Raw genomic sequence first — 26380 nt, 5'->3', positions numbered from 1 at the left:
GGGGGGGGGGGGGGCCCCGCGGGGGCCCCCCCCCCCCCCCGGGGGGGGGCGCCCGCCGCCGTCGTCGGTGCGGCGCTACGGCCGGGTGAACGTGAGGTGGGTGACGCCGCTCGGACTGGTCACCGCCTCGGTGCGGAAGCGCTGTTCCAGCCCTTCCAGCCCGTCCCAGAGCCGCTCGCCCCGGCCGAGCAGCAGCGGCACCACGACCACGTGCAGGTGGTCGACCAGATCGGCCAGCAGGAAGTCCCGGACGGTCCGGGGGCCGCCGCCGATCCGCACGTCCAGGCCGCCGGCCGCCTCCCGGGCCCGGCGCAGCGCCTCCTCCGGGGAGGCGTCGAGGAAGTGGAAGACCGTCCCGCCCTCCATCTCCAGCGAGGGGCGCGGGTGGTGGGTGAGCACGAAGACCGGGGTGTGGAACGGCGGGTTCGGCCCCCACCAGCCCCGCCAGTCCTCGTCCTGCCAGGGGCCGCGCTGCGGCCCGAACTTGTTGCGGCCCATGATCTCCGCGCCGATGCCGTCGCCCCAGGCGCGCGCCATCGCGTCGTCCACGCCGGTCTCGCCGCCCTCCTGGCCGCTCATCCGCCGGAACGTCCGGGTCGCGAAGAACCACTCGTGCAGCCGGTGGGCGGCGTGGCCGAACGGCGCGTCGAGGCTCTGCCCCTCGCCCGTGCCGTAGCCGTCCAGGGAGATCGAGAAGTTGTGGACCCGGACCAGGGACATCGCTTCCTCCGCCGCTCGGCGCCTCGGCGCGCACCGGTCGGCCGCGCCCCGCCCGCGGGCCACGCTAACCCGGGGCGCCGACGCCCTGACGCTCCGCCACCGCTTTCGGCGTGGCGGGCGGGACGCGTGCGGGCCGGGGGGAGGGAGGGGAGCGGAGCGGGGGAGATGCGGTGCAGCCGTCATGCTGTTGTCGTGCCTTCTTCATCCCCAGCACGCCCGGGTGGGCGATGCTTCGTCAGGCTGCCCGGAAGCAGGGCGGCCGGCATCCCACGACCTGGGGGGACCGTTCCGATGACCGTACGCCGCACCCTGACCGGATTCCTCGCCGCGGGCCTGATCGCCGCCGCGGCGGCGCTGGCCCCGACCGCCCCGGCGGACGCCGCCACGGGCGGGACGGGCGGCCTGCCGCTCGGCTCCGCGACCACCGTCGGCATCCACAACACCTACGACCCGGCGGCCTTCCCGTACCTCGCCCAGGGCCTGGACACCGGCACCGGGATGATCGAGCTGGACATCTGGCCGAACGTCATCACCAAGCAGTGGCAGGTCAGCCACTCCGACCCGTTCGGCAACTCCAACAACTGCACCGCCGCGAGCACCCCCGCGCAGCTCTACGGCGGCAGCACCGACCAGAACCTGGAGGGCTGCCTGGACGACGTCCGGGTCTGGCTCGCCGCGCACCCGGGGGCCGGGCCGCTGGTGGTCAAGCTGGAGCTCAAGCCGGGCTACTCGGCCGACCTCGGGATGGGCCCGGACGAGCTGGACGCGCTGATCGCCGACCACCTGGGCTCCGCCGTGCTGCGCCCGGCCGACCTGCTGGCCAGGCCCGGCGGCGGCTCGTTCGCGAGCGTCGACGAGGCCGTGCGGGCGGGCAACTGGCCGAGCCGGGCGGCGCTGGCGGGCAAGGTCCTGCTGTACGCGATCCCCGGCACCTTCGAGTTGGGCAACCCCTTCGACACCCTGCACACCGACGTCGAGCAGGGCCGGCACCTGCGGGACCTCGCGGCGGCCGGCCGGATCGGCCGGGCGCAGGTCTTCCCGTCCGTGCTCGGCGCCGCCACCGGCGACCCGCGCGGCCGGTACACCGGCGCGGACGCCTCGATCCGGCCCTGGTTCGTGGTCTTCGACGGCGACGCCTCCACCTACGTCCGGACCATCGACACCGCCTGGTACGACAACGCCCACTACCTGCTGGTGATGACGGACTCCCACCTCGTCGCCCCGGAGATCAGCGCCACCGACCCGACCGCCGAGCAGGCCCGGGCCCGCACCGAGCAGCTGGCGAAGGCGCACGCGAGCATCGTCTCCAGTGACTGGCGCAAGCTCCCCGCGGTGCAGTCGCTGGTGCTGCCGCGCGGCTGAGCCCGTAGGGCCGCCGACCAGGTCACGTCAGGCGGGAGTACGCCGAGTTGAGCGGAGGTGAAGAGTTGGAACGGGGCTTCCGGTGGCTCCGGGCGGCGGCCATCCTGGTTGTCATGACCCGAACTCTACGCGCGTGGAAGACCCGCGTCGCCGCCACCGCCGCCGTCGCCCTGGTGACCCTCGCGCCGATCGCCGTCGCCACCGAGGCGCACGCCGCGGTGAGCGGCTCGGTGTGCCTGTCCGCCCTGCCCTCGCAGGCCCACACCACCCTGGACCTGATCGCCTCCGGCGGTCCCTTCCCGTACAGCCAGGACGGCGTCGTCTTCCGGAACCAGGAGGGCGTGCTGCCCGCCCGGACGTCCGGCTACTACCACGAGTACACCGTCGTCACCCCGGGCTCGCCGACCCGCGGCGCCCGTCGCATCGTCACCGGCAAGCAGTACCACGAGGACTACTACACCGCCGACCACTACGTGACCTTCCGCAAGGTCGACTTCGGCTGCTGACCCGGCCGCCTCCCGACCGGGCCCCGGCGCGCACCCTGCGCCGGGGCCCGTGGCCGCGCCCTGCGCCGGGGCCCGTGGCCGCACCCTGCGCCGGGGCCCGCGGCCGCGCCCGGCGGCGCGCGCAGGGCACCGGGCGGCTCCCGGACCACGGCGGCGGCGCCGGGCCCGTGGGGGCCCGGCGCCGCCGTCCTGCGGTGGTCCCGCGGTCAGTCCGTCGGGCAGCGCACGCCCGCGGCCGGGACGGTGCCGTCCAGCAGGAAGGCGTCCACCGAGGCGCGCACGCACTTGCTCGCGCCGTATCCGGTGTGGCCCTCGCCCTCGCGGGTGACCAGGACGGCGTTGCCGAGCTCGGCGGTGAGCTTCTCGGCCCAGGCGTACGGCGTGGCCGGGTCGCCGGTGGTGCCGACGACCACGATCGGGGCGGTGGCGGTGTTCCTGATCGCGTGCGGCTTCTCGGTCGAGGCGGTGGGCCAGATCCGGCAGTCCGGGTCGAACAGCGCGGCCAGCGGGTCGTGCCTGCTGACCAGCGGGGCCTTGGCGGCGAGGTCGGTCAGCGCGGCCTGCAACTGCTCGCCGGCCGGGGCGTCGGTGGCGCCGTCGGCGCAGTGGATGGCCGTGTAGGCGTCCGCCGACGAGTGGTACCTGCCGTCCTTGTCGCGGCCGTTGTAGCCGTCGGCGAGGTCCAGCAGGTAGTCGCCCTTGCCGCGCACCATCGCCCAGCCGATGGAGTTGCGCAGGCCGGCCCAGGCCTTCTCGCCGCCGTAGAGCCGGCTGAGCACGCCCGTCCAGGCCGCGCTGGACGTCAGGGTGCGGCCCTTCTCGGTCCTGAGCGGCTTGTCCTTGAGCCCGTCGAGGAAGGCGGCGAGCTTCTGCGGCGCCTGCTCGGGGTCCTTGCCGAGCGAGCAGGCATCCTTGGTGACGCAGTCCGCGGCGAAGGCCTTGAGGGCCCGCTCGAAGCCGCCCTGCTGCTCGATGTTGTGCTGGACCAGCGGGGTGGAGGCCGAGGTGGCGCCGTCCAGGACGACCCGGCCGACCCGGTCCGGGAACTCCTCGGCGTACAGCGAGCCCAGGTAGGTGCCGTAGGACAGGCCGAGGTAGCTGAGCTTCTGGTCGCCGAGGGCGCCGCGCAGCACGTCCATGTCCCGGGCGCTGTTGCGGGTGCTGACGAAGGGCAGGAGCTGGGCGTACTTGGCCTGGCAGGCGTCGGCCAGCTGCTTGCCGTGGTCGGCGGCGGGCTGGTCGGTGGTCAGCCAGTCGTCCCGGGTGCGGTCGTCCAGGCAGTTGAGCGGGCTGGTGCCGGCGGTGCCGCGCGGATCGAAGCCGACGATGTCGTAGCGGTCGTGCACCGGGCCGTCGAAGCGCTTGGGGTCGGAGGTGACCATGCCGACCCCGGAGCCGCCCGGGCCGCCGGGGTTGATCAGCAGCGAGCCGATCCGCTGGTCGGCCTTGGTGGCCGGGTTGCGGACCACGGCGACGTCCAGGGTGCCGGCGTCGGGGGCGGCGTAGTCCAGCGGCACCTTGAGGGTGGTGCACTGCAGGGCGGAGACGTCCTCCGTGTTCTGCGGGTCCTTCTGGCAGGGCCCCCAGGCGAGTTGCTGGCCGTAGAAGGCCTTGAGGGCCGGGTCGGCGGCGCCGGTGGGCTTGGGCGTCGGGGTCGGCGCCGGGGCGTTGCTCGGCGCGGCGGCCGAGGTGGCGGGCGCGGCGGCGGTGCCGCCCCCGCTGGTGCAGCCCGCCAGCACGGCGGCGGTGGCGAGGGCTGCGGCGGCGGCGGGCAGGGCGCGCCGCGGGGTCCTGGGGATCATGGAATGCACGGCACAGGAATATCACCCGCCTGTCACATCAGTCACATGGGATTCTCAGACTGCTCCGCTCGCAGCGCCGGGAGGCGCCCTCCGGGCCGCGCGCGGGTGATTCCACGCGGCGCCGCCCGGTGCCATGCTGGGCTCATGACAGACAGCAGCGCGGTGGCCGCGCTCCGCGACCGGACGGAAACCGGCGGCCGGCGGCGGGAGTTGGCCGCGGCGACGGTCGGCTCGGTGGTGGAGTCCTTCGACTGGAACGTCTACGCCGTGCTCGCGCCGTACTTCGCGGCGGACCTCTTCGGGCACGGCAGGCACGGCGTCAGCGGGGTCCTCGGCGCGTACGCCGCCTTCGCGGTGGGCTTCGTCGCCCGGCCGGTCGGCTCCTACCTGATCGGCCGGCTCAGCGACACCCGGGGACGGCGCTTCGCGCTCAGCCTCGGCATGGCGGTGATCGCCGCCGCCAGCCTCGGCATCGCCGCCGTGCCGGGCCAGCGGAGCATCGGGGCCTGGGCGGCGGTGCTGGCGGTGCTCGCCCGGGTGGTGCAGGGCCTCGCCTTCGGCGGGGAGGCGCCGAGCGTCGCCGCGTACGTCACCGAGACCGCCCCGCGCCGGCACCGCTTCGCGTTCAGCTCCGTCTCCTACGGCGGGATCATCCTCGGCTCGCTGCTCTCCTTCGGCGTGCTCGCCCTGCTGGTCCACACCCTCGGAAAGTCCGGCCTGGAGAACGGCGGTTGGCGCTGGGGCTTCGTGGTCGCCGGGCTGCTCGGGCTGGCCGCCGTCTGGGTGCGGCGGTGGGCGCCGGAGAGCGCGGAGTTCCACCGGGCCCGGCAGCGCTCCGGCCGCGCCGCCCGTCCGCCGTTCCTGCGCACCCTGCGCGAGCACCGCTGGGCGGTGCTCACCGTCTTCCTCAACACCCTGGGCGGGACGGTCGGTTACTACTTCGCGCTGGTCTACCTGCCGCAGTACGCCGCCGCCTACCACGTGATCGGCAAGGAGGAGGCGGCCTCCTTCATGACCGTGGTCCTCGGCGTGGTGCTGGCCACCATGCTGCTCACCGGCGCCGCCGCCGACCGCTTCGGCCTGCTGCCGGTCACCCGGATCGCCTTCGTCCTGCCGATCCCGCTGGTCGGGGTGGTGCTCGCCGGGCTGCGCCAGGGCTGGCTGCCGTTCCAGGCCGCGGCGGTGGTGCTGGGGATGCTGGTGGCCACGGTGCTCGGCACGCTCAACGTCTTCACCGGCCTGCTCTTCCCGACCGAGGTGCGGGCGGTCGGCCTCGGCGTGGTCAACGCGGCCACCATCGCGGCGTTCGGCGGGACCTTCCCGCTGCTGGCCGAGTGGCTGGGGGACCGCCACTGGCTGGGCGTGATCCCGGTGTACGTCACGCTCTGCACGGCCGGGCCCGCGCTCGCGCTGGTGACGGCGGTGAAGGTGCCCGCCTTCGCCGAGGCCGTCCGGGAGGCGGAGGGATCGGTTCGGCGGACACCGGGAACCGCCTGACGGGCAGTCATCGGCTGTGGTTGAGTGGTCCGGACCACTGCTGAACGGGGAGGACGAGCGTGGCCACCGACGCATCGGGTGCCGACACACCGGGCACCACCGCACCGGCCGCCGGGCGGCCGGCCGACGAGGCCTTGGACGACCGGGCCCCGGAGGCCCGCGAGCCGGACGACCACGAGCCGGAGGGCCGGGTGTCGGAGAGCTGGCTCACCGAGCCCGGCTTCGAGGACCCGCCGCAGGTGGACCTGCGCACCGACCGGGCGCACTCCGCGCGGGTCTACGACTACCTGCTCGGCGGCAAGACCAACTTCCCGGCCGACCGCGAGGTCGGCGACCGCGTCCTCGCCGAGCTGCCCGGCGTGCGCGAGGACGTCGCCGCGGCCCGGGCCGTGATGCACCGGATGGTCCGCCGGCTCGCCCGGGTGCACGGCGTCCGGCAGTTCCTGGACGTCGGCACCGGCATCCCGACCGCGCCCAACCTGCACGAGGTCGTCCAGGCCGTCGACCCGGCCTGCCGGGTGGTCTACGTCGACAACGACCCGATCGTGCTCGCCCACTCGCGGGCGCTGCTCACCAGCACCCCCGAGGGCCGGACCGCCTACGTCCAGGGCGACCTGCGCGAGCCGGAGCGGTTCCTCGCCGACCCGGGGGTGGCCGCCACCCTGGACCTGCGCGAGCCCGTCGCCCTGACACTCGTCAACATCGTCCACTTCCTCTCCGACGAGGCCGCCCACCCGCCGGTGCGCAAGCTGCTGGACGCGCTGCCCGCGGGCAGTTTCCTCGCGCTGTCCGCCGGGGCGGCGGACGTCGCCCCGGAGCGCGCGGAGACCGCCACCCGCCGGTACGCGGAGGCCGGGATCTCCATCCACCTCCGCTCGCGCGAGCGCGTCGAACGCTTCTTCGCCGGGCTGGAGTTGGACGAGCCGGGGGTGGTCCTGGTCGACCGCTGGCATCCGGAGCCGACGGAGGGCTCCGGGGAGGTCGCCGGCGAGGGCACGGTCGGCGTGTACGGGGGTGTCGGCCGCAAGGCGTAGCGGAGCCCGCGGGCCCGATTCCGCGAAAACGATCGTACTTGCGCGTACATGTCATTAAAGTGACAGCCCGTCGAACCCCCCACTCGACAGGCGGAGTCCTCATGACCCTTGCACGCAGGTCCATCCTCAAGGGCACCTCGGCGGCCGGCGCCGCCCTGGTGGCCGCGGGCCCGACGGCGGCCGCGCAGGCCGCGGCCGCCGGACCGGCCGACGAAGCCCCCACCAGCCCGCTGCTGCAGACCACCCCGCACCGCGCGGGCACGGCCTCCGTGACCGGGCTCCACCTCCAGTTCGGCACCGACGCCGGCACGGAGATGACCGTCTCCTGGCTCACCCCGCAGTCGGTGCGCCGCCCCCAGGTGCGGTACGGCTCACCGGACGGCGGCCTCGGCCGGGTCGTCCAGGCCGAGACCCGCACCTACCGGGACTCCCTGGACCGCACCGAGGTGTACGTCCACCACGCCCGGCTCACCGGACTGCGCCCGGGCACCAGCTACCTCTACAGCGCCGGGCACGACGGGGCCACCCCCGAGACCGGCACCTTCACCACCGCCCCGCGCGGCCGCGCCCCCTTCACCTTCACCAGCTTCGGCGACCAGGGCGCGCCCAACCTCCGCCGCCGGATCGCCTTCCCCGACGGCATGTCCTCCCCGCTCGGCAAGTACCCGGTGTACATGAGCAGCCAGGTGGGCACCCCGGCCGCCGCCGACATCGTCGCCGCCGTGGAACGCGTCGGGCCGCTGTTCAACCTGGTCAACGGGGACCTCTGCTACTCCTCCTACGCCGGCCGCCACGGCCAGAGCCGCACCGCGACCTGGGCCGACTGGTTCATCGGCAACAGCCGGTCCACCCGGCTGCGGCCCTGGATGCCCTGCGTCGGCAACCACGAGAACGAGGGCGGCAACGGCCCGGTCGGCGCGCTCGGCTACCAGGCGTACTTCACCCTCCCCGACTCCTCGGCCTCCTCCGACCAGGAGACCCGCGGCCTGTGGTACGCCTTCACCGTCGGCTCGGTGCGCTTCATCAGCCTCGCCAACGACGACGAGGCGATCCAGAACTCCGGCGACAACTACCTGCGCGGGTTCTCCGGCGGCGCCCAACGGCGCTGGCTGGAGCGGGAGCTGCGGGCGGCCCGGAACAGCCGGTCGATCGACTGGATCGTGGTCTGCATGCACCACCCGATGATCTCCAGCTCGATGCACGGCTCCGGCAGCGACCTCGGCCTGCGCGAGGCGTGGGGCCCGCTGTTCGACGCCTACGGGGTCGACCTGGTGCTGTGCGGCCACGAGCACTACTACGAGCGCTCCCACCCCGTCCGCGGCACCCTGCCCAACGACACCCGCACCCCGGTGCCGACCGACACCCGCACCGACCTGGTCGACACCGGGCGGGGCACCGTCCACATGGTCATCGGCGCCGGCGGCAACGCCGCCACCACCCAGGACGACCTCTTCCGGCAGCCCAAGGGCCGGGTGGTCGTCGGACTGGAGGACCAGAAGCCCGGAATGCCGTACCGGGAGTCGGTCTGGGTCACCGAGGACGCGCCCTGGGCCGCCGTCCAGGACCGCGAGCACCCCCACGGCTTCGCGGCCTTCGAGGTCGACCCGGGCGACCGCCGCGGGGGCACCACCACGATGAAGGTCACCTACTACACCTTCGACGGGCCGCACGGGGACCTCACCCCGGTGGACGCCTTCACCCTCTACCGGCGCCGGACCGACGGACGCGACGGCTGACCGCCCGTCGGCCGCCGGTCGGCCGCCGCGCCGAGGCCCGTCCGGGTCCCAGGCCCGCTCAGGCGCGGAACAGCCGGGTGAGCGCGTCCCACCAGCCGCGCCGCTGCGCCGGGACACTCGGCGCGGCGGCCCCGGACGCCCCGGCGCTGCGGGCGGGCGGCACCGTCTGCTCCGCCGCCGTCCCGGCCCGGGCTGCCTCGGCCTCCGCCAGCTCCGCCTCCGCGACCGACACCGGGTCCGGCTCGATGTCGCGGGCGGTGAACTCCACCGGCAGCGCCGTCAGGTGCCGGGAGATCCAGGCCGAGGTCCAGACCAGCTCCTCCTCGGGCACCGCGAGCCGGACGTCCGGCAGCAGGGTGAGCAGGATGTCGATCCCGGCCTCGGCGACGTGCCGCCCGATGTCCTGGCCGGGGCACTCGTGCGGCCCGGCGCCGAAGGACAGGTGGGAGCGGTTGCCGTACAGCGGGGCCGTCAGGTCCGGCCGGACCACCGGGTCGACGTTGCCCGCCGCGAGCCCGAGCAGCAGCAGGTCCCCGGCCCGGATCCGCTGCCCGCCGAGCTCGGTGTCGGCGGTCGCCCACCGGCCGGCCACCAGGGACATCGGCGGGGAGTCCCAGAGCACCTGGTCCAGCGCCTCGCCCAGGGTCATCTGGCCGCCGGAGAGGTGGGCGCGGAAGCGCGGGTCGGTGAGCACCATCTTCAGCGAGTCGGCGATCAGGTTGACGGTGGTCTCGTTCGCCGCCAGCAGCACCACCCGCAGGTGCTCCATCACCTCGTCCTCGGTCAGCCCGGCCGGGTGCGCCAGCAGACGGCTGGTCAGGTCGTCGCCGGGGTTTTCGCGCTTGAGGGCGATGGTGCGGCGCAGACCGGCGACCACGTACTCGTTGCTGGCGATCGCCGTCTCGGTGCCCTTCATCAGGTCCCGGGCGGCGGTCACCAGCTGCGGCCCGTACTCGTCGGGCATGCCGAGCAGCTTGGTCATCACCAGCATCGGCAGGTGCTCGGCGAACTGGGAGATCAGCTCGGCCCGGCCGGTCGGCCCGACCACCTGGACGAGGTCGGTGGTGAAGCGCCGCACGTGCCGGCGGATGCCGCGCCGGTCGAAGCCGTTCAGGCCGTCCAGCAGGGCGCCGCGCAGCCGGCGGTGCTCGTCGCCGTCCGCGAACACGCAGATCGGCTGCCAGGCGACCACCGGCAGCAGCGGCGAGTCGGCCGGCACCTCGTTGTTGCGGAAGGCGCTCCACAGCCGCGAGTCCCGGGAGAACAGCGACGGGGTGCGCATCACGGTGATGTTGGCGCCGTGCCCGAGCACCAGCCAGGCCGGGTGGTCGCCGTGCAGCAGCACCGGGGCCACCTCGCCGTGCTCGGCGCGCAGCTTGTCGTACAGCGCCGCCGGGTCGGCCTCGGCCTCCGGCCCGTACAGGCGGCGCAGGCCGCCGGGGCCGGTCGGAGCGATGCCGCCGCCCGCGTGGGCCGGGCAGCCGGGCGGCGGGGCGGTGGCCGGCAGGGGGCCGGCGGGTTCGGGGATCGGGGGGGTCACGGGGTCTCCGGATCGCGGGTGGGGTCGGTGACGGGCGTCGGCGACGGGCTGCGCCGGGGCCCGGGGGTCGGGCGTCGGGCTCCGGGCGGACGGCCGTGCGGTCAGTCGCCGGAGGGCGGTACGGCCAGCTCGTACAGGTAGTGCATCAGGGTCATCAGGGTGTCCCGGCTGGACTCCCGGCTGCGGGCGTCGCAGCTGACGATCGGGACGTCGGGCGGCAGGTCCAGCGCCCCCCGCAGCTCGTCGAGCGGGACGCAGGGCGCCTCCGGGAAGCCGTTGACGGCCACCACGAAGGGCACGCCGCGCTCCTCCAGCCGCCCGATCACCTCGAAGCTGACCTCCAGCCGGCGGGTGTCCACCAGCACCACCGCGCCGAGGGCGCCCTCGAACAGGCCGTTCCAGAGGAACCAGAACCGCTCCTGGCCGGGCGTGCCGAAGACGTACAGCACGAGCCGGTCGCTGATGCTGATCCGGCCGAAGTCCATGGCCACGGTGGTGGAGGTCTTCTGCTCCACCCCGGTCGGGTCGTCCACGCCGACCCCGGCCTGGGTCATGGTCTCCTCGGTGGTCAGCGGGCGGATCTCGCTGACCGCGCTGACCAGCGTGGTCTTGCCGACGCCGAAGCCGCCGACGACCACCACCTTGACCGCCGTGGTGACGGTGTCCGGGAGCAGGTCCGCACCGGCCGGCCCGACGACCGTGTCAGAGCCGTTGTAGTCCATGGATCACCGCCTCCAACAGGGCACGGTCGGGGAGTTCCGCCTTGGGCACGGCGGCGCTGCGGGCCTCGATCAGCCCGTCGTCGAGCAGGTCCGCCAGCAGCACGGTGACCACGCTGACCGGCAGCCCCAGGTAGGCGGAGACCTCCGCGACCGAGAGCGGGGAGCGGCACAGCCGCAGGATCGCGGCGTGCTCCGGCTGGTGGGCGGGCGTCGGCTCCGCGTGGGAGACGACCAGGGTGACCAGGTCGAAGACCCCCGGCCCGGAGGGGCCGCAGCGGCCCCGGGTGATGACGTACAGCCGGTCGGGCTCGGGGCCGTCCCAGCCGCCCTGCTCGGCCGTCATGCCACCGCCTCGGTGTGCTCGTTCATGTGCCCGCCCTGCCGCCGGAGCCCGGTGCCCGGGCCGGGTGCCGGTTCACGCGACCACCTCGGGGTTGCGCGGGGGCGTGGACAGGTGCTCGCCGATCCGGGCGACGAGGTCGCGCATCTGGTGGCTCACCAGCCCGGCGTCCACGCCCTCGTCGGCGAGGACCGCGAGGTAGGCGCGGTCGCCGGCCGCCATCAGGTAGAAGTAGCCACCGTCGACCTCGATCACCACCAGCCGCATCGAGCCGTCGCCGTGCGGGAACTCGTGGCCGATCGCGCCGGCCAGGCTCTGCAGCCCCGCACAGGCGGCGGCGAGGCGGTCGGCGGTGTCCGGGTCGGTGCCGTACTGGGCGATCCGCAGGCCGTCGGCGGACAGCACGATGACGTGGCGCACGCACGGGACGCTGTGCGCGAGGTCGTTGAGGATCCAGTCCATGTTGCTGCGGTGCGGAATCACTGCTCGCCCTTCCCTGCCGTCTCTTCACTGGTGGGTCCGGCGGCCGTCCGGCCGGGACCCGTCTGTCCGGCACCCGTCTGCCCGGCGTCCGTGCCGCGTCCGGTCTCGGCGGCGCGTGCGGTGCCCGCCGCCGGGGACGGGCCCGGCCCCGTGCCCTTGATGCCGTCCATGAACGCCTCCAGCCACAGGCCCGGTTGCTTGGGCTCCTTCGGCGGCCGGGGCGGCTCGGCGGGGCGCTGCGCCTGGGCCGGCGGGCCGGCGGGCTGCGCGGCGGTGCGCGCCGGTGCGCCGTACCCGGCCCGGGGCACCATCGGGCGGCTGCGCCGGCGCTGCGGCAGGCCGTTGGGCGTCCACTCGGTCACGATCACCTCGTCGTCCCCGGCGCCCGGGCCGGAGGGCCCCCACGGGTTGGTCGAGCCGTAGGACGGCCCGACGCCGGCGGAGGTCGTCCGGGTGCCCCACGGACGGCCGGTGGCCGCGTGCCGGGGCGGGTTCGCGGGGAGCGGGCGGGGGCCGGAGAAGGCGCCGATGCCGTGCGCCCGCCCGGTCGGCGGCGCGGTGGTCAGCAGCTCCTGCGGCACGACCAGCACCGCCCGCACCCCGCCGTACGCGGAGCGGCGCAGCGAGATCTGGAAGCCGTACGCCTGGCAGAGCCGGCCGACGATGGCGAAGCCGAGCCGGGGGGACTCGGTGAGGTCGTCGAAGTCCTTGGAGACCATCGCCTCGCGGATCGAGCGCTCGGCGCGGAACCGGGCCTCGTCGGTGAGGCCGAGCCCGCCGTCCTCGATCTCGATCGCCATGCCGCTCTGCACCTCGGAGGCGCTCAGGTGCACGTGGGTGTGCGGCGGGGAGTAGCGGGTGGCGTTGTCGAGCAGCTCGGCGACGGCGTGGATGAGCGGTTCGACGGCCGGTCCGGTGACGGAGATCTGGGCGACCGGGTGCAGGTCCACCCGCTGGTACTCCAGGATCCGGGACATGCCGCCGCGCAGCACGCTGTACAGCGCGATGGGGCGGGTCCACTGGCGGCCGGGGCGGGCGCCGGACAGGACGGCGATGCTGTCGGCCAGGCGGCCGGTCAGCGCGTTGCCGTGGTCCAGGCGCAGCAGGTCGTCGAAGACCGCCGGGTCGTTGCCGTGCCGGTCCTCCATCTCGCGCAGGTCCTTGGCCTGGCGGTGGATGATGGCCTGCACCCGGCGGGCGATGTTGACGAAGGCCCGCTCGGCCGAGTCGCGCCGGCTGACCTCGTCGTCGACGGCCTTGGCGACGGCCTCGGCGACGGCGACCAGGGAGCGGCGGAAGCGCGGCGAGACGGGTGCGTCGCCCTTCTCCAGCGGGCCGGTCAGGACGTCGAAGGAGTAGCCGTAGCGGGCCCCGGCGACCACCCTGCGCATCTCGACCCGGGCGAGCCGGTCCAGCTCGTCCTCCTGCCCGGCCAGCCGGCGCTGCCACTCCTCCACCTGCCGGGCGTGCAGGTCGCGCGTCTCGCGCAGCGCCCGGCCCCGGCGGGCCGACTCGGCGGCGACCACGGCCACCAGCACGGTGCCCGTCGCCCCGCACCACAGCACCCCGGCCCGGGCCGCGTCGGACACCAGCACCGCGGCGACCGCCACGGCCGCCGCCATCACGGCCGTCGGCAGCACCCAGCCGAGCAGGGGTGCTCGGCGCCGTCTGGCGGGTGACGATCCAGCTCGAAGCATTCAGCATCCTCAAACGATCGGAACGGTACGGGAGAGAGCGGGGGAGCTGCTCCGGTGGCGTGGTGGTGCAGCATAGCCAAGTTCAGGACATCCTGACCGAAAGTCAAAAATACCGTCCCGCAACCGACTTGTGGCGATCTGTCGGACAGTCCCGACATTTCGCACAGCAGTCGCAACCCGAAGCGCTCGCCGCCCGCCCCCAGGCTTGTCGCCCCGGCGCCCGCGCGCCGCCGACCCGCCCCGGATTCGCTCATGCGGAGGGTTTCCTCGCCAAGTCCCCCGACTTCACGCCGAGTTCGTGCTACGTCCGGCTCGCCGACGTCCATGGATCACCCGTGCGGGGGAATCCGCGCCTGTGTGCAACAGATGTTGCCTCGTTGGGCAATGGGTGTTGACGACGGTCGGGCGCGGTCCGTACAGTGCCGGACCATGGAGACGCGTGATCTTGGTCGGCGGGTGGCGGAGGACGTGGCCGGCGGCGGCGGTGTGGACGGGCTGCGGCGCCTGTCGGGGGTGATCGAGGCACTGGAGGAGCGGCGCACGGAACTGGTCGAGGAGCTGCGGCGGGGCCGGGAGGCGACCTGGGAGGAGATCGGGCGGGCCTGCGGGATGACCAGGCAGGGGGCGACCAGGCGGTGGGCCGGGCGGCTGCGGGCACGGTCGTTCGGGGCGGCGGCGGACGCCTACCAGCACGGTCGGCCGGGCTACCCGCGGGCGCTGGTCGGCTCGGCGGTGCCCCGGGAGGCCCGCCGGGTGCTCGACCTCGGCGCCGGGACGGGCAAGCTGACCGGGCTGCTGGTCGAGGCGGGCCTGGACGTGGTGGCGGTCGAGCCCGACGAGGCGATGCGCGCCCGGCTGGCCGCGGCGGTGCCCAGGGCGGCCGTCCGGGCCGGCTCGGCCGAGCGCATCCCGCTGCCGGACGGCAGCGTGGACGCCGTGGTGGTGGGGCAGGCCTGGCACTGGTTCGACCCGGCGGCCGCGCTGCCCGAGGTCGCCCGGGTTCTCGCCCCCGGCGGGACGCTGGCGCTGGTGTGGAACGTCCGGGACGAGACCGAGCCCTGGGCCGCCGCCCTGGGCCTGCTGATGCACCGTGCGACGCCGCCGCGGATCGACACCCGGCCGGTCCTCCCGGCGCCGTTCGGCGCGCCCGAGCGGCTGGAGATCCGCTGGGAGCACGCCACCACCCGGGCCGGGATCGTCGACATGGTCGCCTCGCGCAGCTACGTGATCGCGCTGCCGGAGGAGCAGCGGGTCCGCCTGCTGGCCGACGTCGAGCAACTGCTGGCCACCCACCCGGACCTGGCCGGCCGCGAGGAGATCGCCCTGCCCTACGTCACGAGGTGCACCCGCGTCCGCCTCGGCTGAGCCCGGCCGCCGGCCGCGGGCCGTCCCGGTCGAGGGCCGGGCGGTCGCGCGGCCGCACCCGGCGCGCCTGCTCGACGGGTAGCGGCCGGCCGCGGCACCCGCCTGACAATTGTCACGGCGCCCCGGTGCGCGAACACACTGCCCCGCGGCGCGCGCCCCGACCAGCATGGACCTGCGCACCCTGCTGGACCTGGAGGACGACTTCGAGGTGGTCGCCGCCGTGGGCCGCGGCGACCAGGTCGCGGAGCAGGCCGGGGAGCACCGGCCGGACGTCGCCCTGCTCGACATCGAGATGCCCGGGCTGGACGGCCTGGCGGCGGCCGCCGTGCTGGCCCAGCAGGCGCCGTGGTGCCGGGTCGTCATCCTCACCACCTTCGGCCGCGCCGGATACCTGCGCCGGGCCATGGAGGCCGGCGCGCTCGGCTTCGTGGTCAAGGACGCCCCGGCCGAGGTGCTGGCCGACGCGATCCGCCGGGTCGCGGCCGGGGAGCGGGTGGTGGACCCGGAACTGGCCGCGGCCACCCTGGCGGCGGGCGCCTCCCCGCTCACCGCCCGGGAGCGCGACGTGCTGAACGCCTCCCGCGCGGGCGCCGGGGTGGCCGAGATCGCCGCCAGGCTCTACCTGTCCGAGGGGACGGTCCGCAACTACTCCTCCTCGGCGATCGCCAAGACCGGCACCCGCAACCGTGCCGAGGCCCTGCGGGTCGCCGACGAGCGCGGCTGGCTGTGAGCGGCGGGCGGACCGGGGCGGGCGCGGGCCGCGGTCACCCCCGCAGGACGCGCCGGAGCCAGCGGGTGCGGGCCTCGTGGGCGTCCCGGGTGAGGGCGGCCTGCGGCGCGAGGGTGTCGAAGCCGTGGCAGGCGCCGGGCCAGACGTGCAGTTCGGCCTGTCCGCCGGCCCGCCAGATCGCGTCCGCGTAGGCGACGGCCTCGTCCCGGAACGTCTCGGCGGAGCCCACGTCCAAGTAGGCCGCGGGCAGCCGGGCGAGGTCGGTGGCGCGCGCCGGGGCGGCGTACGGCGAGACGTCGGCGGCGCCGTACCGGTGGCCGAGCACGGCCTGCCAGGAGGTGGCGTTGGAGGTGCGGTCCCAGGTGTCGTGGCCGGCCATCTGACGGCTGGAGAAGGTGGTGCCGCGGTCGTCGAGCATCGGGCTCAGCAGCAGCTGGCCGACGGGGGCGGGGCCGCCGCGGTCGCGGGCCAGCAGGGCCAGCGCCGCGGCCAGCCCGCCGCCGGCGCTCTTGCCGCCGATGACCACGCGCCGGGGGGCCACGCCCAGCTCCCGCGCCTGCTCGGTCACTCCGACGAGCCCGGCGTAGCAGTCCTCGAGGGCCCCGGGGAAGCGGGTGCGCGGCGCCAGCCGGTACTCGACGGACACCACCGCCAGCCCGAGCGGCAGCGCCCAGCCCTCCAGCAGCCGGGGCAGGACGGACCACGCGTTGCCGGTCACCATCCCGCCGCCGTGCAGGTAGTACAGCAGCGGCAGCGGCCCGCGGACCCCGGCGGGCCGCGCGCTGACGAGGGTGACCTCGCCGCCGTCGGCCCGCGGCACGCGCAGCTCCTCCACCGCGAACCGCCCGCCGGCCCGCAGCCGCTCCGGCGTCGGGCGGGGCCGGGCGGCGGCGTCGGCCTCCTGCCACGCCGGCAGGTCCTCCGGGAGGAGCACCCGCCGCGCCCGCCCGCCGGCCGCCGCCACCGCCGCCCGCACCTGCGGGTCCAGCGGAGGTACGCCCCGAGCCCCGGCTCCGTCCGTCATCGGCACCCCCTTCGCCACGGGCGCCCCCCGGCGCCCTCCCGGCACAGCTTGCCAGCCCCGCACGCCGGCCCCGCACGCCGGCCCCGACGGCGCACCCGGCCCCGCCGGCGCCGAGCGCCCGGGCCCGCTCCCCGTAGGCGAATTCCGAGGAGCGGGCCCCGGCGTTTCCTCGGGGTGCCCGGAGCGTAGCCCGGACCACCGACAGTGGCCCGCTCCGACGACCGGCTGTCGGTGGCGGACGGTAGCTTCTGGGGTGTCGGCGGGCCGGTCCCGCACCGACCCCCATCCCCGATGCCCGAAAGGGGCCCGTCGTGTCCGTCGCCGTGGAAGAGCAGGTCACCTACCTCGAACTGTCCGAGGACGAGGGGAGCGCGCACAAGTTCTACGAGGTGCGGCTCGCCGGCCAGGTGGTGACGGTGCGGTACGGGCGGATAGGCGAGCCCGGGCAGAGCAAGTCGACGACCTTCCCCAGCCCGGAGAAGGCGGCCGCCTCGGCGGCGAGGAAGATCGGCGAGAAGGTCCGCAAGGGCTACGCCCCGGCCGTCCAGGGCGTGCGCCGGCGCCGGGCGGTGACCAGGCGGCAGATCGTCAGCACCCGCTCGACGGCCCGCCAGGCGCCGCTGCTGTGGCGCTTCCGCTCCGGCTCGCCCGCCTTCGGCATCTTCGTGGGCGAGGAGCACGCCTGGGTCGGCAACGAGCGCGGCGACGTCTACACCCTCACCCACGACGGTGAGGTGACGGGCCGCTACCGCCTGCCGGACGGCGTCAAGTGCATCGTCGCCGACGACTGGTGGATCTACGCCGGCTGCGATGACGGCAAGGTGTACGACCTGGGCGGCAAGATCCCGCGGGTGGCGTACGAGATCGCCCAGGACGTGGACATCTACTGGCTCGACATCCACGACGGCGTCCTCGGCGTCGCCGACGAGCGCGGCGGGCTGACGACGGTGGACCACGAGGACGAGTTCCAGTGGCGCCGCCAGGGCGAGGGCCGCTCCGGCTGGATGGTGCGCTGCGACGCCGACGGCGTCTACCACGGCCACTCGCGCGGCGTGGCCCGCTACGACAGCCGCAGCGGCGACCAGCGGTGGTACACTCCCACCCGGGGCGGGGTGCTGTTCGGCTGGCAGGAGGCCGACGAGGTGTTCGCCGGCACCGCGCAGGGCTGGGTGCACCGGCTGCGCAAGTCGGACGGCTCCGAGGTGGCCGCCTACCGCTGCGACGCCGGCGTCTTCTCCTGCGCGGCCTCCCCGGACGGCGAGTACGTCTTCGCCGGGGACAACCACTCCTCGGTGTACTGCTTCGCGGCCGACGGCACCCGGCTGTGGAAGCTGGCCACCGGCTGCGGGTCGGCGTACAGCATGCAGTACCGGGACGGCCGGCTGTACCTGGTGACCACGGACGGTTCGCTGGCCTGCCTGGACGCGAGCGAGCAGGCGGTGCGGGCGGCGCAGGACGGCACGCTGCCGAAGACCGCCGAGGTCAAGGGCGCGGACCGGGAGCCGGTGCTGGCCGGCGCCGGGCCGGAGACGGTGGCGGTGGCCACCGTCCGTACCGGCGCCGAGGTCGAGGTCGAGTGCGTCCAGGACGGCGCCCGGCTGCGGGTGCGGGTGCTCTCGCCGGGCTACGATCCCTCCTGGCGGGTGCAGTTCCCCAAGGACATCCGCGTCCCCGGGGCCCGCTACCTGGTCGCCGAGGTGCGGGAGTCGGCTTCCGGCGGCTTCTACCGGGCGCGCGGCGAGATCAAGCGCCTGCTCTGACCGGGGCGGTCCGCCGCGGGCGCGGGAGGTCAGTCCCGTCCGGGGGCCCAGCCGAGCGCGGGGCCCAGCCGGGTGGCCAGGTCGGTGAGGATCTGCACGTAGTCCTCGTGCCCGAAGGTGAACGGCAGCGCGAAGGCGACCTCCTCGACCTCGCGGTAGCCGGCGTGGGCGTGCAGCCGCTCGACGAGCTCCTCGGTCGTGCCGACGAGGTCGCGGGCGAACAGCAGCCGGGCCGGGCCCTGCGGGGCCAGGGTGCGCGCGGCGCGGGCGCGGGCGTACGCCAGGTACCTGGCGCGCTGTTCGGCGGTGGCGCTGTCGGTGGGGATGACCACCAGCCCCTGGGAGACCCGGGCGCGCTCGCCGTCGGGGTGGCGCTCGCGGAAGGCGCGGATCTGGGCGGCCTGGAGGGCGGCGAAGTCGTGCGGTCCCTCGTCGTCCCCGGCCTTCACCACGCTGCTGATGAGCAGGTTGACGCCGTGCTCGCCGGCCCAGCGGGCCGAGCGCAGGCTGCCCGCCCCGTACCAGAGCCGGGAGGCCAGCCCGGGGGAGTGCGGCTGGACGCGGCGCGAGTACACCTCGATGCCCTCGGTGCCGGCGAAGTCGGAGGCGTCCTCGCCCCGGACGAGGGCGAGCAGCCGCTCGGCGCGCCGGGGGCTGAAGTCCTCCTGCTCGCCGGTGTCGGGGTAGAGCGCGCCGCGCACGTGGCCGTAGTGGGTGGGCGGGCCGACGCTGAAGCCCGGGTTGAGCCGCCCGCCGGAGAGCAGGTCCACGGTCGCCAGGTCCTCGGCGAGCCGCAGCGGGTTCTCCCAACCGAGCGGGGTGACGGCGGTGCCGAGCTGGATGCGGCTGGTGCGCTGGGTGGCCGCGGCGAGCACGGCGAGGGGCGAGGAGATGCCGTACTGGAGGTGGCGGTGGCGCAGCCAGGCGCTGTCGAAGCCGAGCCGTTCGCCGAGGACGATGAGGTCGAGGGTGGACTCGTGGCCCCGGCGCGGGTCCGCCTCGTCGAAGAGCCCGATGGTCAGGAAGCCGAGTCTGCGCAGCGGGCGAGGGGTCGGCGACATACGGGGCTCCGCGGGGTGAGGGCGGCCCGGGGCGGGCCGGTCGGGTGGTGCCGTTCGAACGTACGCAGCGGCCGGGCCGCCGGACAAGATCGGCGCGCGATCCGGACACCGGCCCGCAACCTGCCGCAACCTGCCGCAACGAAGCGCAACACGGCGACGCGGGCGGCGGCTGCCCCCGCCCTGCCGGTAGGGGGGAGCCGCCGCCCGGGCGAGCGGTCAGCAGCTGCGCAGCTCCGGGCTCTGGTTGCGGATCTGGTTGTGCGGCGAGGTGAACTCGCGGTAGGCCGCGCCGTCCTCGCTGCCGGGGCGGAACGCCCCGACCCGGTGGCAGTTGACGAAGGCGAGCTTCACCCCGAAGTGGTCCTCCAGGCTGCCGCGGATCGCGTTGCTGGCGAGCGCCCGCAGCAGCTGGGCCCGCTGCTCGTCGCTGGGCGTGGTGTTGTCGGTGGCGAACTCCTGCTCACCGGCGGCGAGTTCGGTGCTGAGCCCGGCGACGACCTGGTAGGCGTACGGGAGCGAGGCGCGCACGGTGTCGAGGAAGTCGGCCTGGTCGACCCGGCCCTGCCGGGCCTGGGCGAGGAGGGCGGGGGAGACGTCGAGCGACATGGGTGTCCTCTTTCGGGGAGGTGTCGGGCTTCGGCCGGCGCCGGGCAGCCGTCGGCCCCGCGCCGGTTATCGAAGATGAAAACCATTTACAGGTAGGACTCTCCCGGCCCTCCGGCGCCCTGTCAAGGTCCGCCCCCCGAAGGGCTGACGGCGGCTGGGGCCGGCGGCCTGGTGGCCTTGATGACGAACACCGCGATCGTCACCGCCAGCGCCGCGAAGACCAGGCCCAGCTGGAACGCGCTGCCGATCCCGTGGACCAGCACCTGCGAGGAGTAGGGCGCCGGGAGCCGGCCGGTGGCCCGGAACTGGGCGGCCTGCTGCGGGGTGGCCTGGCGGAGGAACGCGCCCGCCTGCTGCCGGGCCTCGTTGCGGCCGGCGGTGCCGTACACCGTCACGAGGATCGACAGCCCGAGCGAGCCGCCGACCTGCTGGGTGGTGTTGAGCATCCCGGTGGCGGCGCCGGTCTCCTGCGGGGCGACGCGGGAGACGACGGTGAGGGTGGCCGGGACGAAGATCGAGCCCATGCCGAGGCCGAACATCATGGTCGGCCCGAGGATGCCGCCGGGGTAGCTGCTGGCGGTGTCGATCCGCGTCGCCCAGACGACCCCGCCCAGGACCAGCAGCGAGCCGGCCACCAGGAAGGGCTTCGGCCCGAAGCGGACCTGGGTGCGGGCGGCGAACTGGGCGGCGGCGACGATGGCCACGCTGATCGGCAGGAACGCGAAGCCGGCCCGCAGCGGGCTGAAGCCGAGGACCTCCTGCACGAACAGGGTGATGAAGAAGAAGATGCTGAACATCGTCGCGGCCACGCAGAGCAACAGCCCGTACGCGCCCGAGCGGTTGCGGTCGCGGAACAGGCGCAGCGGGGTGATCGGCTGCGGCGCCCGGCGTTCGTTGACCAGGAAGGCGGCGAGCAGCACCAGGGCGAGGCTGAAGGACGTCAGGGTCACGGCGTCCGTCCAGCCGTGGTCGGAGGCGCGGATGAAGCCGTAGACCAGCGAGACCATGCCCGCGGTGGCGGTGAAGGCGCCCAGCAGGTCGAAGCGGCCGGGGTGGCGTTCGGACTCGTTGATGTAGAGCGGGGCCAGCAGGGCGATCGCGATGCCGATCGGCACATTGACGAAGAACACCCAGCGCCAGGACAGCCAGGAGGTGAGCATGCCGCCGAGCAGCAGGCCCACGGCGCCGCCCGCGCCGGCGACCGCGGAGTAGACCCCGAAGGCCCGGTTGCGCTCCCGGCCCTCGGTGAAGTTGGTGGCGATCAGGGCCAGCGCCGTCGGGGAGGCGACGGCTCCGCCCAGGCCCTGGAGGGCCCGGGCGGCCAGCAGCCAGGCGGAGGACTGGGCGACGCCCCCGAGCAGCGAGGCCAGCGCGAACACCAGGACGCCGACGACGAACACCCGCCGCCGCCCGAGGATGTCGCCCGCGCGCCCGCCGAGCAGCAGCAGCCCGCCGAAGGTGAGGGTGTAGGCGTTGATCACCCAGGACAGGTCGGTGGTGCTGAACCCCAGCGCCTGCTGGATGTGCGGCAGCGCGATGTTCACGATCGTGATGTCGAGGACGACCATCAGCTGTGTCGCCGCGATGACGGTGAGGGCTACCCCCGGGTGCTGGCCCCGACGGGCGGTCGCGGGCGAGGCCTCGGCCAGGGCGCGCGAGGTGGCCATGGCAGGTCCCCCAATGGGTGAGGGGTCAGGGTCGGGCAGGGGAGACGGATTCGTTCACCACTACCGAGTATCCCCGGGACATAGGGAACACAATCGTTCATTACGGACACGGCGTCCGGGCTGCCGGGCGGACGGAGCGGGCCGGCGACCGTGGGGGGTTCAGCGCAGGACGGCGAGCTCGGCCACCACGGCGCGGTGGTCGCTGCGCGGCAGGGCGTGCTCGGAGACGCCGACGGCGGTCAGCGCGGGCCCGTGCAGGACGTGGTCGATCTGGATCAGGGCCGGGACGCGGTAGTCGGGGTGGTTCTGGGGCCAGGTCGGGAAGAGGCCGGCGCCGAGCTCCTCGTGGGTGTCGGCCAGGCCGGTGTCCAGCAGGTCGCGCATCGGCCGGTGGTCGAGGGTGGCGTTGAAGTCGCCCAGCAGCAGCGCGTTGCCGGTGCGCCCGGGCGCGGCGGCGCGCAGGTCGTGCAGCCCCTCGGCCCAGCGGCGGGCGTCCCCGAGCGGGTAGTAGGTGTGCACGGCGACCAGCTGCACCGGGCGGCCGCCGACGTCGACGGTCAGGTTGGTGGTCGGCCAGGCCGGGTCGGCGGCGGAGCTCACGGGCAGCCGGGTGTAGAGCGCGGTGTCGGTGCCGGCCGGCCGCTCGCGGTGCGGCAGCAGGGCGCGGATGCCGGCCGCGTCCAGCGCGTCGGCGGCGGAGTCGCTCTGCTCCTCGACCGCGAGCACGTCGATCCGCTGGTCGCGCACCAGCTCGACCAGGGAGCGCGGCGAGACCTGCCCCATGAAGTTGTTGCTGGTCGCCACCCGCAACCTGGGCGCGTCGGCGGGGGCGTCGGCGCCGTCCGGGACGAGCCGGGGCACCAGCCACCACAGGTGCAGCGCCACCAGGACGGCCGCGACGGCGGCGAACCACCGGGCGCGCAGCACCACCACGGCGGCCAGCACCAGCACGCCGAGCAGCGCCGCGTACGGCAGCCCGGCCATCGGCAGCGCCCACACCGTGCCGTCGTCCCAGCCGGCCACCCGCACCAGGGCCGGCACGGCGGGGACCAGCAGCAGCACCCCGCAGCCGACCAGCGCGGCGCGGCGCCACCGGCCGCCGCGGGCGGGCGGGGCGCTCCTCGACGTACGGTCCGTCGCGGTCACGGTGCTCCTTCCGGGAGGGGCGGACGGCCGTGATCACCGGCCGCCGTCGTGGAGGACGGACGCCCGCGCCCGGGCCCCGGTTCCGCGCGGCGGCGGGGAACCGGGCCGACTCCCCGGTGCCCGGCCCGGCGGGATGGCACGATGAAGGGGCCGTGGTCGGGCCTGAGTCGGGGGGTTGGCTGTGCCGGGTGACGAACGTCGCGTCCAGGGGAGGGCCGTGCCCCCCGCGCCGATCACCCCCGGCGACTTCCCCACCAGCCCGCTCGCCCTGCGCTCCGCCGACCCCGCCCGGCAGGCCCCGGCCCGGGCCTTCGCCGCCGAGCAGGCGAAGGCCGCCACCGAGGCGGCCGGCCTGCTGGCCCGGAGGTGGGAGGGCGCCCAGAGCCCGGCGGACCGGGTCGCCGCGCTGGCCGCCGTCCACGCGCACCTGGTCGAGTGGCGCTACCGCCTCGCCGTCGCGATGGGACCGCCCCCCGCCGCCGACGCCGCCGCCCACTTCGACCCGGAGCGCTTCCGCACCCCGATCCGGGAGGGCGACACCAACTACGACCGCCTCGGCGAGGTGGGCCGCCTGCGCGAGGGTGCTCGGTGGGACCGGGCCGCGCGCGCCTACACCGGGGGCCGGGCGACCCCGGCCTGGGAGGCCATGGTCCGCTACGGCCGCCTCGCCGAGCGGCGCTTCGCCGCCGAGGGCGTCCGGGGCGACACGCTCCGGAACCGGGTGCTGCTGCCGGACGGGCGGCTGGTCGACGGCAACCGGCTGCTGCGGGGCGAGGCCGCCCGGCGGGTGGACGACGAACTCGCCGCCCGCTACGCGGCCCGGGGCCTGGACACCTCCCGGATGGAGCGCGGCGGCAGGGCGGTCTACACCGCGACCCCCGCCCCCCGGGACGGCGCCGTCCTGTACGCCGCCGCCCTCGACCTGCTGGCCCGCCCCCGCCCCACCGCCGCGGACCACCTGCTGGCCCGCTACCTGCTCTTCCAGGCCCCGCGGACGAAGAAGGGGAGCGACGCCGTGACCAGGACGTTCGTCGTCGCGGTCGGTGCCGTCACGCTGCCCGGCGGCGCGCCCGCCCTGCCCGCGGACATCGACCTGCGCTGCTACGTCCTGGGCCGGCGCCACCTGCCGTCCGCCGCAGGGCGGTAGCGCCCGCCGCCCGTTCACCGTTCACCGTTCACCGCTCACCGCAGGACGGACTCCAGGAAGTCGCTGCCGAGCCGGGCCACCACCGAGATGTCCAGTTGGTGCAGGACGTACCGGCCGCGGCGCCGGGTGGTGAGCAGCCCGGCCTTGCGCAGGACGCCGAGGTGGCGGGAGACCTCGGGGGCGGTGATGCCGTACGCGTCGGCCAGCTCGTTCGTCGAGTAGGCGCCGCGCGCGAGGTTGCGGCACAGGTTCATCCGCATCGGGTGGGTCAGCGCGTCCAGCCGCAGCTTGACCGTCTCCACGGGCTCGGGGCCGCCGACCTCGTGGGTGTCGGCCGGGTACTGGATCACGGGCTGCCAGCCGGGCCCGTACAGGGTGAACAGGTGCGGCCAGCCGAAGACGCTGGGCAGAAGGGTGAGCGCGGTGTCGCGGGCCTCGGTGCGGCCGTGCAGCAGCTTGTCGACGACGATGCGGGTGCCGTGGACGTCCTCCTCCAGGCTCAGCGCCGGGGACGCCGCGGTGAGCGCCTCCGCCAGGCCCTTGCGGCGCAGCAGCTCGGTCTTGTGCTGGGCGTCGGCGGTGAGCTGGACACGCACCCGCCGCCAGGTGTCGGCGAAGAACGCCTGGTCGCAGTCCTCCAGGAGGCGCCGGATCCAGGCGCGGGTGCCGGCCGGGTCGGCGAGCATCCGTTCGGCGAAGGCCGCCTGGCGCGGGCCGCGCGCGGCGGCGAGGTCGAGCGCGCGGCGCCGCGACCACGCGTCGACCAGCGGCGAGGGCAGGCCCCGGGGGTAGTGGCTGGTGCTGCAGGAGATCTCCAGGGCCGTGCCGACGAACTTCTCGTCGTCCATGCGGTCCAGGTCGTCCAGCTCCTCGGCGAGGGTCTCCCGGGGGCGCGGCGGCATCAGGAAGTCGGAGCGCGTGGACCGCCACATGAAGTCGGCCTCCAGCAGCCGGTCGGCCAGTTCCGCCTCGAGTGCGCCGGAGGTCGTGGTGGTCCACGCGTGCAGCCGGGGGTGGTGGGCCGGCTCGGCCAGCGCGTGCAGCGCGTTGCCGAGTTCAGCCAGCGGCGAGGGGCGGAAGGTGATCCGCTCGTGCGGGAGTCCGGTGATGTCGATGGTCACGCTCACTCCCCTATGGTGCAGGTCAGGGGGGTCGGGTCATTTGACGGGGGTCGTCAATCGACGGGACCGGCGGGGCGGTCGTGGTGCACGGTGGGCCCATGAACGCACTGCACCAGCACCTCGTGGACAGCTACCGGGCCGCCCAGCGCGACGAGCCGGCCCCGCCCGCCCCCGGGACCCACGACGTCGCGGTGCTGCGGGCGGCCCGCGACCACCGCCGCTTCGAGGCCGTCCTGGCGGGCCGTCCGACCACCGGCCGGCTGCGGCTGGCCCTGCGCCGGTGGCTGCGCGGCGCCGCGAGGCGGCGGCCGCAGCCGGGGGCCTGACTGCCCGTCCACTGCGGCGGACGGGCGGTCAGGCCCGCCCGGTCCGCGGTGGCCGGTCAGGCGCGGCAGCGCAGCATCTCCAGCGGCGGGTGCGCGAGGAGGTCCGCCCAGAACTGCGCGCCGAACGCGCGCAGTCCGGCCTCGGACACCTCCAGCGGCACCCACTCCAGCCCGGTGAACCCGGCCGCGCGCAGGCTCCGCTCGTACACCTCGCGGCGCGGGGCCGCGGTGAGGATGGTGATCGGCTGCGGGTCGAGCAGGGCCGTGACCCGGACCCGCGGGCCCGTCTCGCCCTCCTCGCCGGTCGGCTCGCAGCGGAATCCGTACGCCTCCAGGGACGGGCAGTCGAACCGGTAGTCCGGGTTCTGGGCGAGGACGAAGAGCTCCCCGCCCGGCACCAGGCTGCGGTGGACGGCGCGGCACATCCGCTCCATGGCGGCGACGTCCTCGGCGTAGTTGAGGCACTGCACCGCCAGCGCGAGGTCGAACCGCCGGTCGAGCGGCCGCAGTTCGGCCACGTCGCCGACCTCGTAGCGCACGCCCAGCGGGTCGCGGCGCTCGATCGCCCGCGCGGCGGCGATCATCTCGGTGGAGATGTCGACGCCTAGGACGTCGATGGCGCCGCGCCGTCGGAACTCCCTGCTGTAGAAGCCGGTGCCGCAGGCCAGGTCGAGGACGGACCTGCCGCGCACGTCCCCGACCAGGCCGAGGAAGCTGGGCACCTCCCCGTAGCGCGTCAGCGGCAGGGCCTTGAAGCCCTCGAACGCCTCGCCGATCCCGTCGTACTGCTGCACGCCCATGTGCGGCCCCCTCGGTCCGTCGTCGGTCCCCTCGGCCCGGGCCGAGGTCGTGGGGGAAATCCTCCTCCGGGCCCCGCGCCGGCCGTACTAGCGGATGACACGAAGAAACCGCCCGCGGAGGGGCGGTTCTTGGGGGCCGGCCGGGCCCACCGCTCCGGAAGCCGGGCGGGCGCGGTGCGGCGCCCGCC

The 26380-nt window shown here is 75.3% G+C and carries 24 protein-coding genes; 10 read left to right on the top strand and 14 right to left on the bottom strand.

Going from position 1 to position 26380, the window contains the following annotated elements; translation table 11 throughout:
• Positions 1 to 75 precede the first annotated feature (75 nt).
• Positions 76 to 720: a dihydrofolate reductase family protein gene (locus ACH5AR_RS09710; RefSeq protein WP_396300827.1), complete on the bottom strand. Its 645-nt coding sequence runs from the start codon at positions 718 to 720 to the stop codon at positions 76 to 78.
• Between the two features lie 291 nt (positions 721 to 1011).
• Between ACH5AR_RS09710 and ACH5AR_RS09705 the strand changes: the two genes are divergently transcribed.
• Positions 1012 to 2082 carry a phosphatidylinositol-specific phospholipase C domain-containing protein gene (locus ACH5AR_RS09705; protein ID WP_396300826.1) on the top strand — a complete coding sequence of 357 codons (1071 nt, stop codon included), beginning with the start codon at positions 1012 to 1014 and terminating at the stop codon, positions 2080 to 2082.
• Positions 2083 to 2195: 113 nt separating this feature from the next.
• Positions 2196 to 2588 carry a ribonuclease domain-containing protein gene (locus ACH5AR_RS09700; RefSeq protein WP_396300825.1) on the top strand — a complete coding sequence of 131 codons (393 nt, stop codon included), beginning with the start codon at positions 2196 to 2198 and terminating at the stop codon, positions 2586 to 2588.
• Between the two features lie 206 nt (positions 2589 to 2794).
• Here the strand turns inward: ACH5AR_RS09700 and ACH5AR_RS09695 are convergent, their stop codons facing one another.
• Positions 2795 to 4390 carry an alpha/beta hydrolase gene (locus ACH5AR_RS09695; RefSeq protein WP_396300824.1) on the bottom strand — a complete coding sequence of 532 codons (1596 nt, stop codon included), beginning with the start codon at positions 4388 to 4390 and terminating at the stop codon, positions 2795 to 2797.
• Positions 4391 to 4534: 144 nt separating this feature from the next.
• Between ACH5AR_RS09695 and ACH5AR_RS09690 the strand changes: the two genes are divergently transcribed.
• The 3 genes from ACH5AR_RS09690 to ACH5AR_RS09680 all read left to right on the top strand — a co-directional run bounded on the left by ACH5AR_RS09690 (position 4535) and on the right by ACH5AR_RS09680 (position 8657).
• Positions 4535 to 5887 (top strand): MFS transporter, encoded by a 1353-nt coding sequence (locus tag ACH5AR_RS09690; RefSeq protein WP_396300823.1) that lies wholly within the window; start codon positions 4535 to 4537, stop codon positions 5885 to 5887.
• 59 nt (positions 5888 to 5946) lie between these two features.
• On the top strand, positions 5947 to 6921 hold the full coding sequence (locus tag ACH5AR_RS09685) for an SAM-dependent methyltransferase (RefSeq protein WP_396300822.1): 975 nt from the start codon (positions 5947 to 5949) through the stop codon (positions 6919 to 6921).
• Between the two features lie 101 nt (positions 6922 to 7022).
• A complete protein-coding gene (locus ACH5AR_RS09680) occupies positions 7023 to 8657 on the top strand; it encodes a purple acid phosphatase family protein (RefSeq protein ID WP_396300821.1) in 1635 nt (544 codons plus the stop codon).
• Between the two features lie 58 nt (positions 8658 to 8715).
• On the opposite strand, the gene ACH5AR_RS09675 is transcribed toward ACH5AR_RS09680, so the two are convergent.
• From ACH5AR_RS09675 to ACH5AR_RS09655, 5 genes are all read right to left on the bottom strand, one after another.
• On the bottom strand, positions 8716 to 10197 hold the full coding sequence (locus ACH5AR_RS09675; RefSeq protein WP_396300820.1) for a cytochrome P450: 1482 nt from the start codon (positions 10195 to 10197) through the stop codon (positions 8716 to 8718).
• Between the two features lie 101 nt (positions 10198 to 10298).
• Positions 10299 to 10919: a GTP-binding protein gene (locus tag ACH5AR_RS09670; protein WP_396300819.1), complete on the bottom strand. Its 621-nt coding sequence runs from the start codon at positions 10917 to 10919 to the stop codon at positions 10299 to 10301.
• Positions 10900 to 11262 carry a DUF742 domain-containing protein gene (locus ACH5AR_RS09665; RefSeq protein ID WP_396300818.1) on the bottom strand — a complete coding sequence of 121 codons (363 nt, stop codon included), beginning with the start codon at positions 11260 to 11262 and terminating at the stop codon, positions 10900 to 10902. Before ACH5AR_RS09665 ends, ACH5AR_RS09670 begins: the two co-directional genes overlap by 20 nt.
• A gap of 72 nt (positions 11263 to 11334) precedes the next feature.
• The gene (locus tag ACH5AR_RS09660) at positions 11335 to 11721 is read right to left on the bottom strand and encodes a roadblock/LC7 domain-containing protein (protein ID WP_363392345.1); all 387 of its coding nucleotides are present in this window, start codon (positions 11719 to 11721) and stop codon (positions 11335 to 11337) included.
• Between the two features lie 17 nt (positions 11722 to 11738).
• Positions 11739 to 13439 (bottom strand): ATP-binding protein, encoded by a 1701-nt coding sequence (locus tag ACH5AR_RS09655; RefSeq protein WP_396300817.1) that lies wholly within the window; start codon positions 13437 to 13439, stop codon positions 11739 to 11741.
• 429 nt (positions 13440 to 13868) lie between these two features.
• Between ACH5AR_RS09655 and ACH5AR_RS09650 the strand changes: the two genes are divergently transcribed.
• Together ACH5AR_RS09650 and ACH5AR_RS09645 are read left to right on the top strand one after the other, a co-directional pair.
• Complete coding sequence (locus ACH5AR_RS09650) at positions 13869 to 14804, top strand: class I SAM-dependent methyltransferase (RefSeq protein ID WP_396300816.1); 936 nt, start codon at positions 13869 to 13871, stop codon at positions 14802 to 14804.
• A 166-nt stretch (positions 14805 to 14970) separates the two neighbouring features.
• A complete protein-coding gene (locus ACH5AR_RS09645; protein WP_396300815.1) occupies positions 14971 to 15534 on the top strand; it encodes a DNA-binding response regulator in 564 nt (187 codons plus the stop codon).
• Between the two features lie 34 nt (positions 15535 to 15568).
• Here the strand turns inward: ACH5AR_RS09645 and ACH5AR_RS09640 are convergent, their stop codons facing one another.
• On the bottom strand, positions 15569 to 16558 hold the full coding sequence (locus ACH5AR_RS09640; RefSeq protein ID WP_396300814.1) for an alpha/beta hydrolase: 990 nt from the start codon (positions 16556 to 16558) through the stop codon (positions 15569 to 15571).
• A 311-nt stretch (positions 16559 to 16869) separates the two neighbouring features.
• On the opposite strand from ACH5AR_RS09640, the gene ACH5AR_RS09635 reads away from it, so the two are divergent.
• Entirely contained in the window at positions 16870 to 18318 is a 1449-nt protein-coding gene (locus ACH5AR_RS09635) for a WGR domain-containing protein (protein WP_396300813.1), read from the top strand.
• A 29-nt stretch (positions 18319 to 18347) separates the two neighbouring features.
• On the opposite strand, the gene ACH5AR_RS09630 is transcribed toward ACH5AR_RS09635, so the two are convergent.
• The 4 genes from ACH5AR_RS09630 to ACH5AR_RS09615 form a co-directional block, all read right to left on the bottom strand.
• Positions 18348 to 19379 carry an LLM class flavin-dependent oxidoreductase gene (locus tag ACH5AR_RS09630; RefSeq protein WP_396300812.1) on the bottom strand — a complete coding sequence of 344 codons (1032 nt, stop codon included), beginning with the start codon at positions 19377 to 19379 and terminating at the stop codon, positions 18348 to 18350.
• A 216-nt stretch (positions 19380 to 19595) separates the two neighbouring features.
• Positions 19596 to 19985 (bottom strand): SCO5389 family protein, encoded by a 390-nt coding sequence (locus tag ACH5AR_RS09625; RefSeq protein ID WP_396300811.1) that lies wholly within the window; start codon positions 19983 to 19985, stop codon positions 19596 to 19598.
• A gap of 122 nt (positions 19986 to 20107) precedes the next feature.
• Entirely contained in the window at positions 20108 to 21652 is a 1545-nt protein-coding gene (locus tag ACH5AR_RS09620) for an MFS transporter (RefSeq protein ID WP_396300810.1), read from the bottom strand.
• 159 nt (positions 21653 to 21811) lie between these two features.
• Positions 21812 to 22798, bottom strand: a complete 987-nt coding sequence (locus ACH5AR_RS09615; protein WP_396300809.1) for an endonuclease/exonuclease/phosphatase family protein — start codon at positions 22796 to 22798, stop codon at positions 21812 to 21814.
• A 217-nt stretch (positions 22799 to 23015) separates the two neighbouring features.
• Between ACH5AR_RS09615 and ACH5AR_RS09610 the strand changes: the two genes are divergently transcribed.
• Positions 23016 to 23945 (top strand): hypothetical protein, encoded by a 930-nt coding sequence (locus tag ACH5AR_RS09610; protein ID WP_396300808.1) that lies wholly within the window; start codon positions 23016 to 23018, stop codon positions 23943 to 23945.
• A gap of 35 nt (positions 23946 to 23980) precedes the next feature.
• Here ACH5AR_RS09610 and ACH5AR_RS09605 read toward each other — a convergent pair whose 3' ends face one another.
• On the bottom strand, positions 23981 to 25072 hold the full coding sequence (locus ACH5AR_RS09605; RefSeq protein ID WP_396300807.1) for a DUF5937 family protein: 1092 nt from the start codon (positions 25070 to 25072) through the stop codon (positions 23981 to 23983).
• Positions 25073 to 25164: 92 nt separating this feature from the next.
• On the opposite strand from ACH5AR_RS09605, the gene ACH5AR_RS09600 reads away from it, so the two are divergent.
• The gene (locus tag ACH5AR_RS09600) at positions 25165 to 25392 is read left to right on the top strand and encodes a hypothetical protein (protein ID WP_396300806.1); all 228 of its coding nucleotides are present in this window, start codon (positions 25165 to 25167) and stop codon (positions 25390 to 25392) included.
• 56 nt (positions 25393 to 25448) lie between these two features.
• Here ACH5AR_RS09600 and ACH5AR_RS09595 read toward each other — a convergent pair whose 3' ends face one another.
• A complete protein-coding gene (locus tag ACH5AR_RS09595) occupies positions 25449 to 26192 on the bottom strand; it encodes a class I SAM-dependent methyltransferase (protein ID WP_396300805.1) in 744 nt (247 codons plus the stop codon).
• Positions 26193 to 26380 lie beyond the last annotated feature (188 nt).

Origin of the sequence: Kitasatospora sp. NPDC018619, assembly GCF_044391605.1 — a bacterium.
Lineage (GTDB): Bacteria > Actinomycetota > Actinomycetes > Streptomycetales > Streptomycetaceae > Kitasatospora.
This window is presented reverse-complemented; position numbering and strand designations above follow the sequence as displayed.

What these genes read in the sequence shown, in the direction of transcription:
- ACH5AR_RS09600 (WP_396300806.1), top strand. Translation starts at nt 25,165, where the DNA reads ATGAACGCACTGCACCAGCACCTCGTGGACAGCTACCGGGCCGCCCAG.
- ACH5AR_RS09710 (WP_396300827.1), bottom strand. Translation starts at nt 720, where the DNA reads ATGTCCCTGGTCCGGGTCCACAACTTCTCGATCTCCCTGGACGGCTAC.
- ACH5AR_RS09680 (WP_396300821.1), top strand. Translation starts at nt 7,023, where the DNA reads ATGACCCTTGCACGCAGGTCCATCCTCAAGGGCACCTCGGCGGCCGGC.
- ACH5AR_RS09625 (WP_396300811.1), bottom strand. Translation starts at nt 19,985, where the DNA reads ATGTCGCTCGACGTCTCCCCCGCCCTCCTCGCCCAGGCCCGGCAGGGC.
- ACH5AR_RS09645 (WP_396300815.1), top strand. Translation starts at nt 14,971, where the DNA reads ATGGACCTGCGCACCCTGCTGGACCTGGAGGACGACTTCGAGGTGGTC.
- ACH5AR_RS09620 (WP_396300810.1), bottom strand. Translation starts at nt 21,652, where the DNA reads ATGGCCACCTCGCGCGCCCTGGCCGAGGCCTCGCCCGCGACCGCCCGT.
- ACH5AR_RS09630 (WP_396300812.1), bottom strand. Translation starts at nt 19,379, where the DNA reads ATGTCGCCGACCCCTCGCCCGCTGCGCAGACTCGGCTTCCTGACCATC.
- ACH5AR_RS09640 (WP_396300814.1), bottom strand. Translation starts at nt 16,558, where the DNA reads ATGACGGACGGAGCCGGGGCTCGGGGCGTACCTCCGCTGGACCCGCAG.
- ACH5AR_RS09690 (WP_396300823.1), top strand. Translation starts at nt 4,535, where the DNA reads ATGACAGACAGCAGCGCGGTGGCCGCGCTCCGCGACCGGACGGAAACC.
- ACH5AR_RS09595 (WP_396300805.1), bottom strand. Translation starts at nt 26,192, where the DNA reads ATGGGCGTGCAGCAGTACGACGGGATCGGCGAGGCGTTCGAGGGCTTC.
- ACH5AR_RS09665 (WP_396300818.1), bottom strand. Translation starts at nt 11,262, where the DNA reads ATGACGGCCGAGCAGGGCGGCTGGGACGGCCCCGAGCCCGACCGGCTG.
- ACH5AR_RS09650 (WP_396300816.1), top strand. Translation starts at nt 13,869, where the DNA reads ATGGAGACGCGTGATCTTGGTCGGCGGGTGGCGGAGGACGTGGCCGGC.
- ACH5AR_RS09705 (WP_396300826.1), top strand. Translation starts at nt 1,012, where the DNA reads ATGACCGTACGCCGCACCCTGACCGGATTCCTCGCCGCGGGCCTGATC.
- ACH5AR_RS09670 (WP_396300819.1), bottom strand. Translation starts at nt 10,919, where the DNA reads ATGGACTACAACGGCTCTGACACGGTCGTCGGGCCGGCCGGTGCGGAC.
- ACH5AR_RS09700 (WP_396300825.1), top strand. Translation starts at nt 2,196, where the DNA reads ATGACCCGAACTCTACGCGCGTGGAAGACCCGCGTCGCCGCCACCGCC.
- ACH5AR_RS09695 (WP_396300824.1), bottom strand. Translation starts at nt 4,390, where the DNA reads ATGATCCCCAGGACCCCGCGGCGCGCCCTGCCCGCCGCCGCCGCAGCC.
- ACH5AR_RS09655 (WP_396300817.1), bottom strand. Translation starts at nt 13,439, where the DNA reads ATGCTTCGAGCTGGATCGTCACCCGCCAGACGGCGCCGAGCACCCCTG.
- ACH5AR_RS09660 (WP_363392345.1), bottom strand. Translation starts at nt 11,721, where the DNA reads ATGGACTGGATCCTCAACGACCTCGCGCACAGCGTCCCGTGCGTGCGC.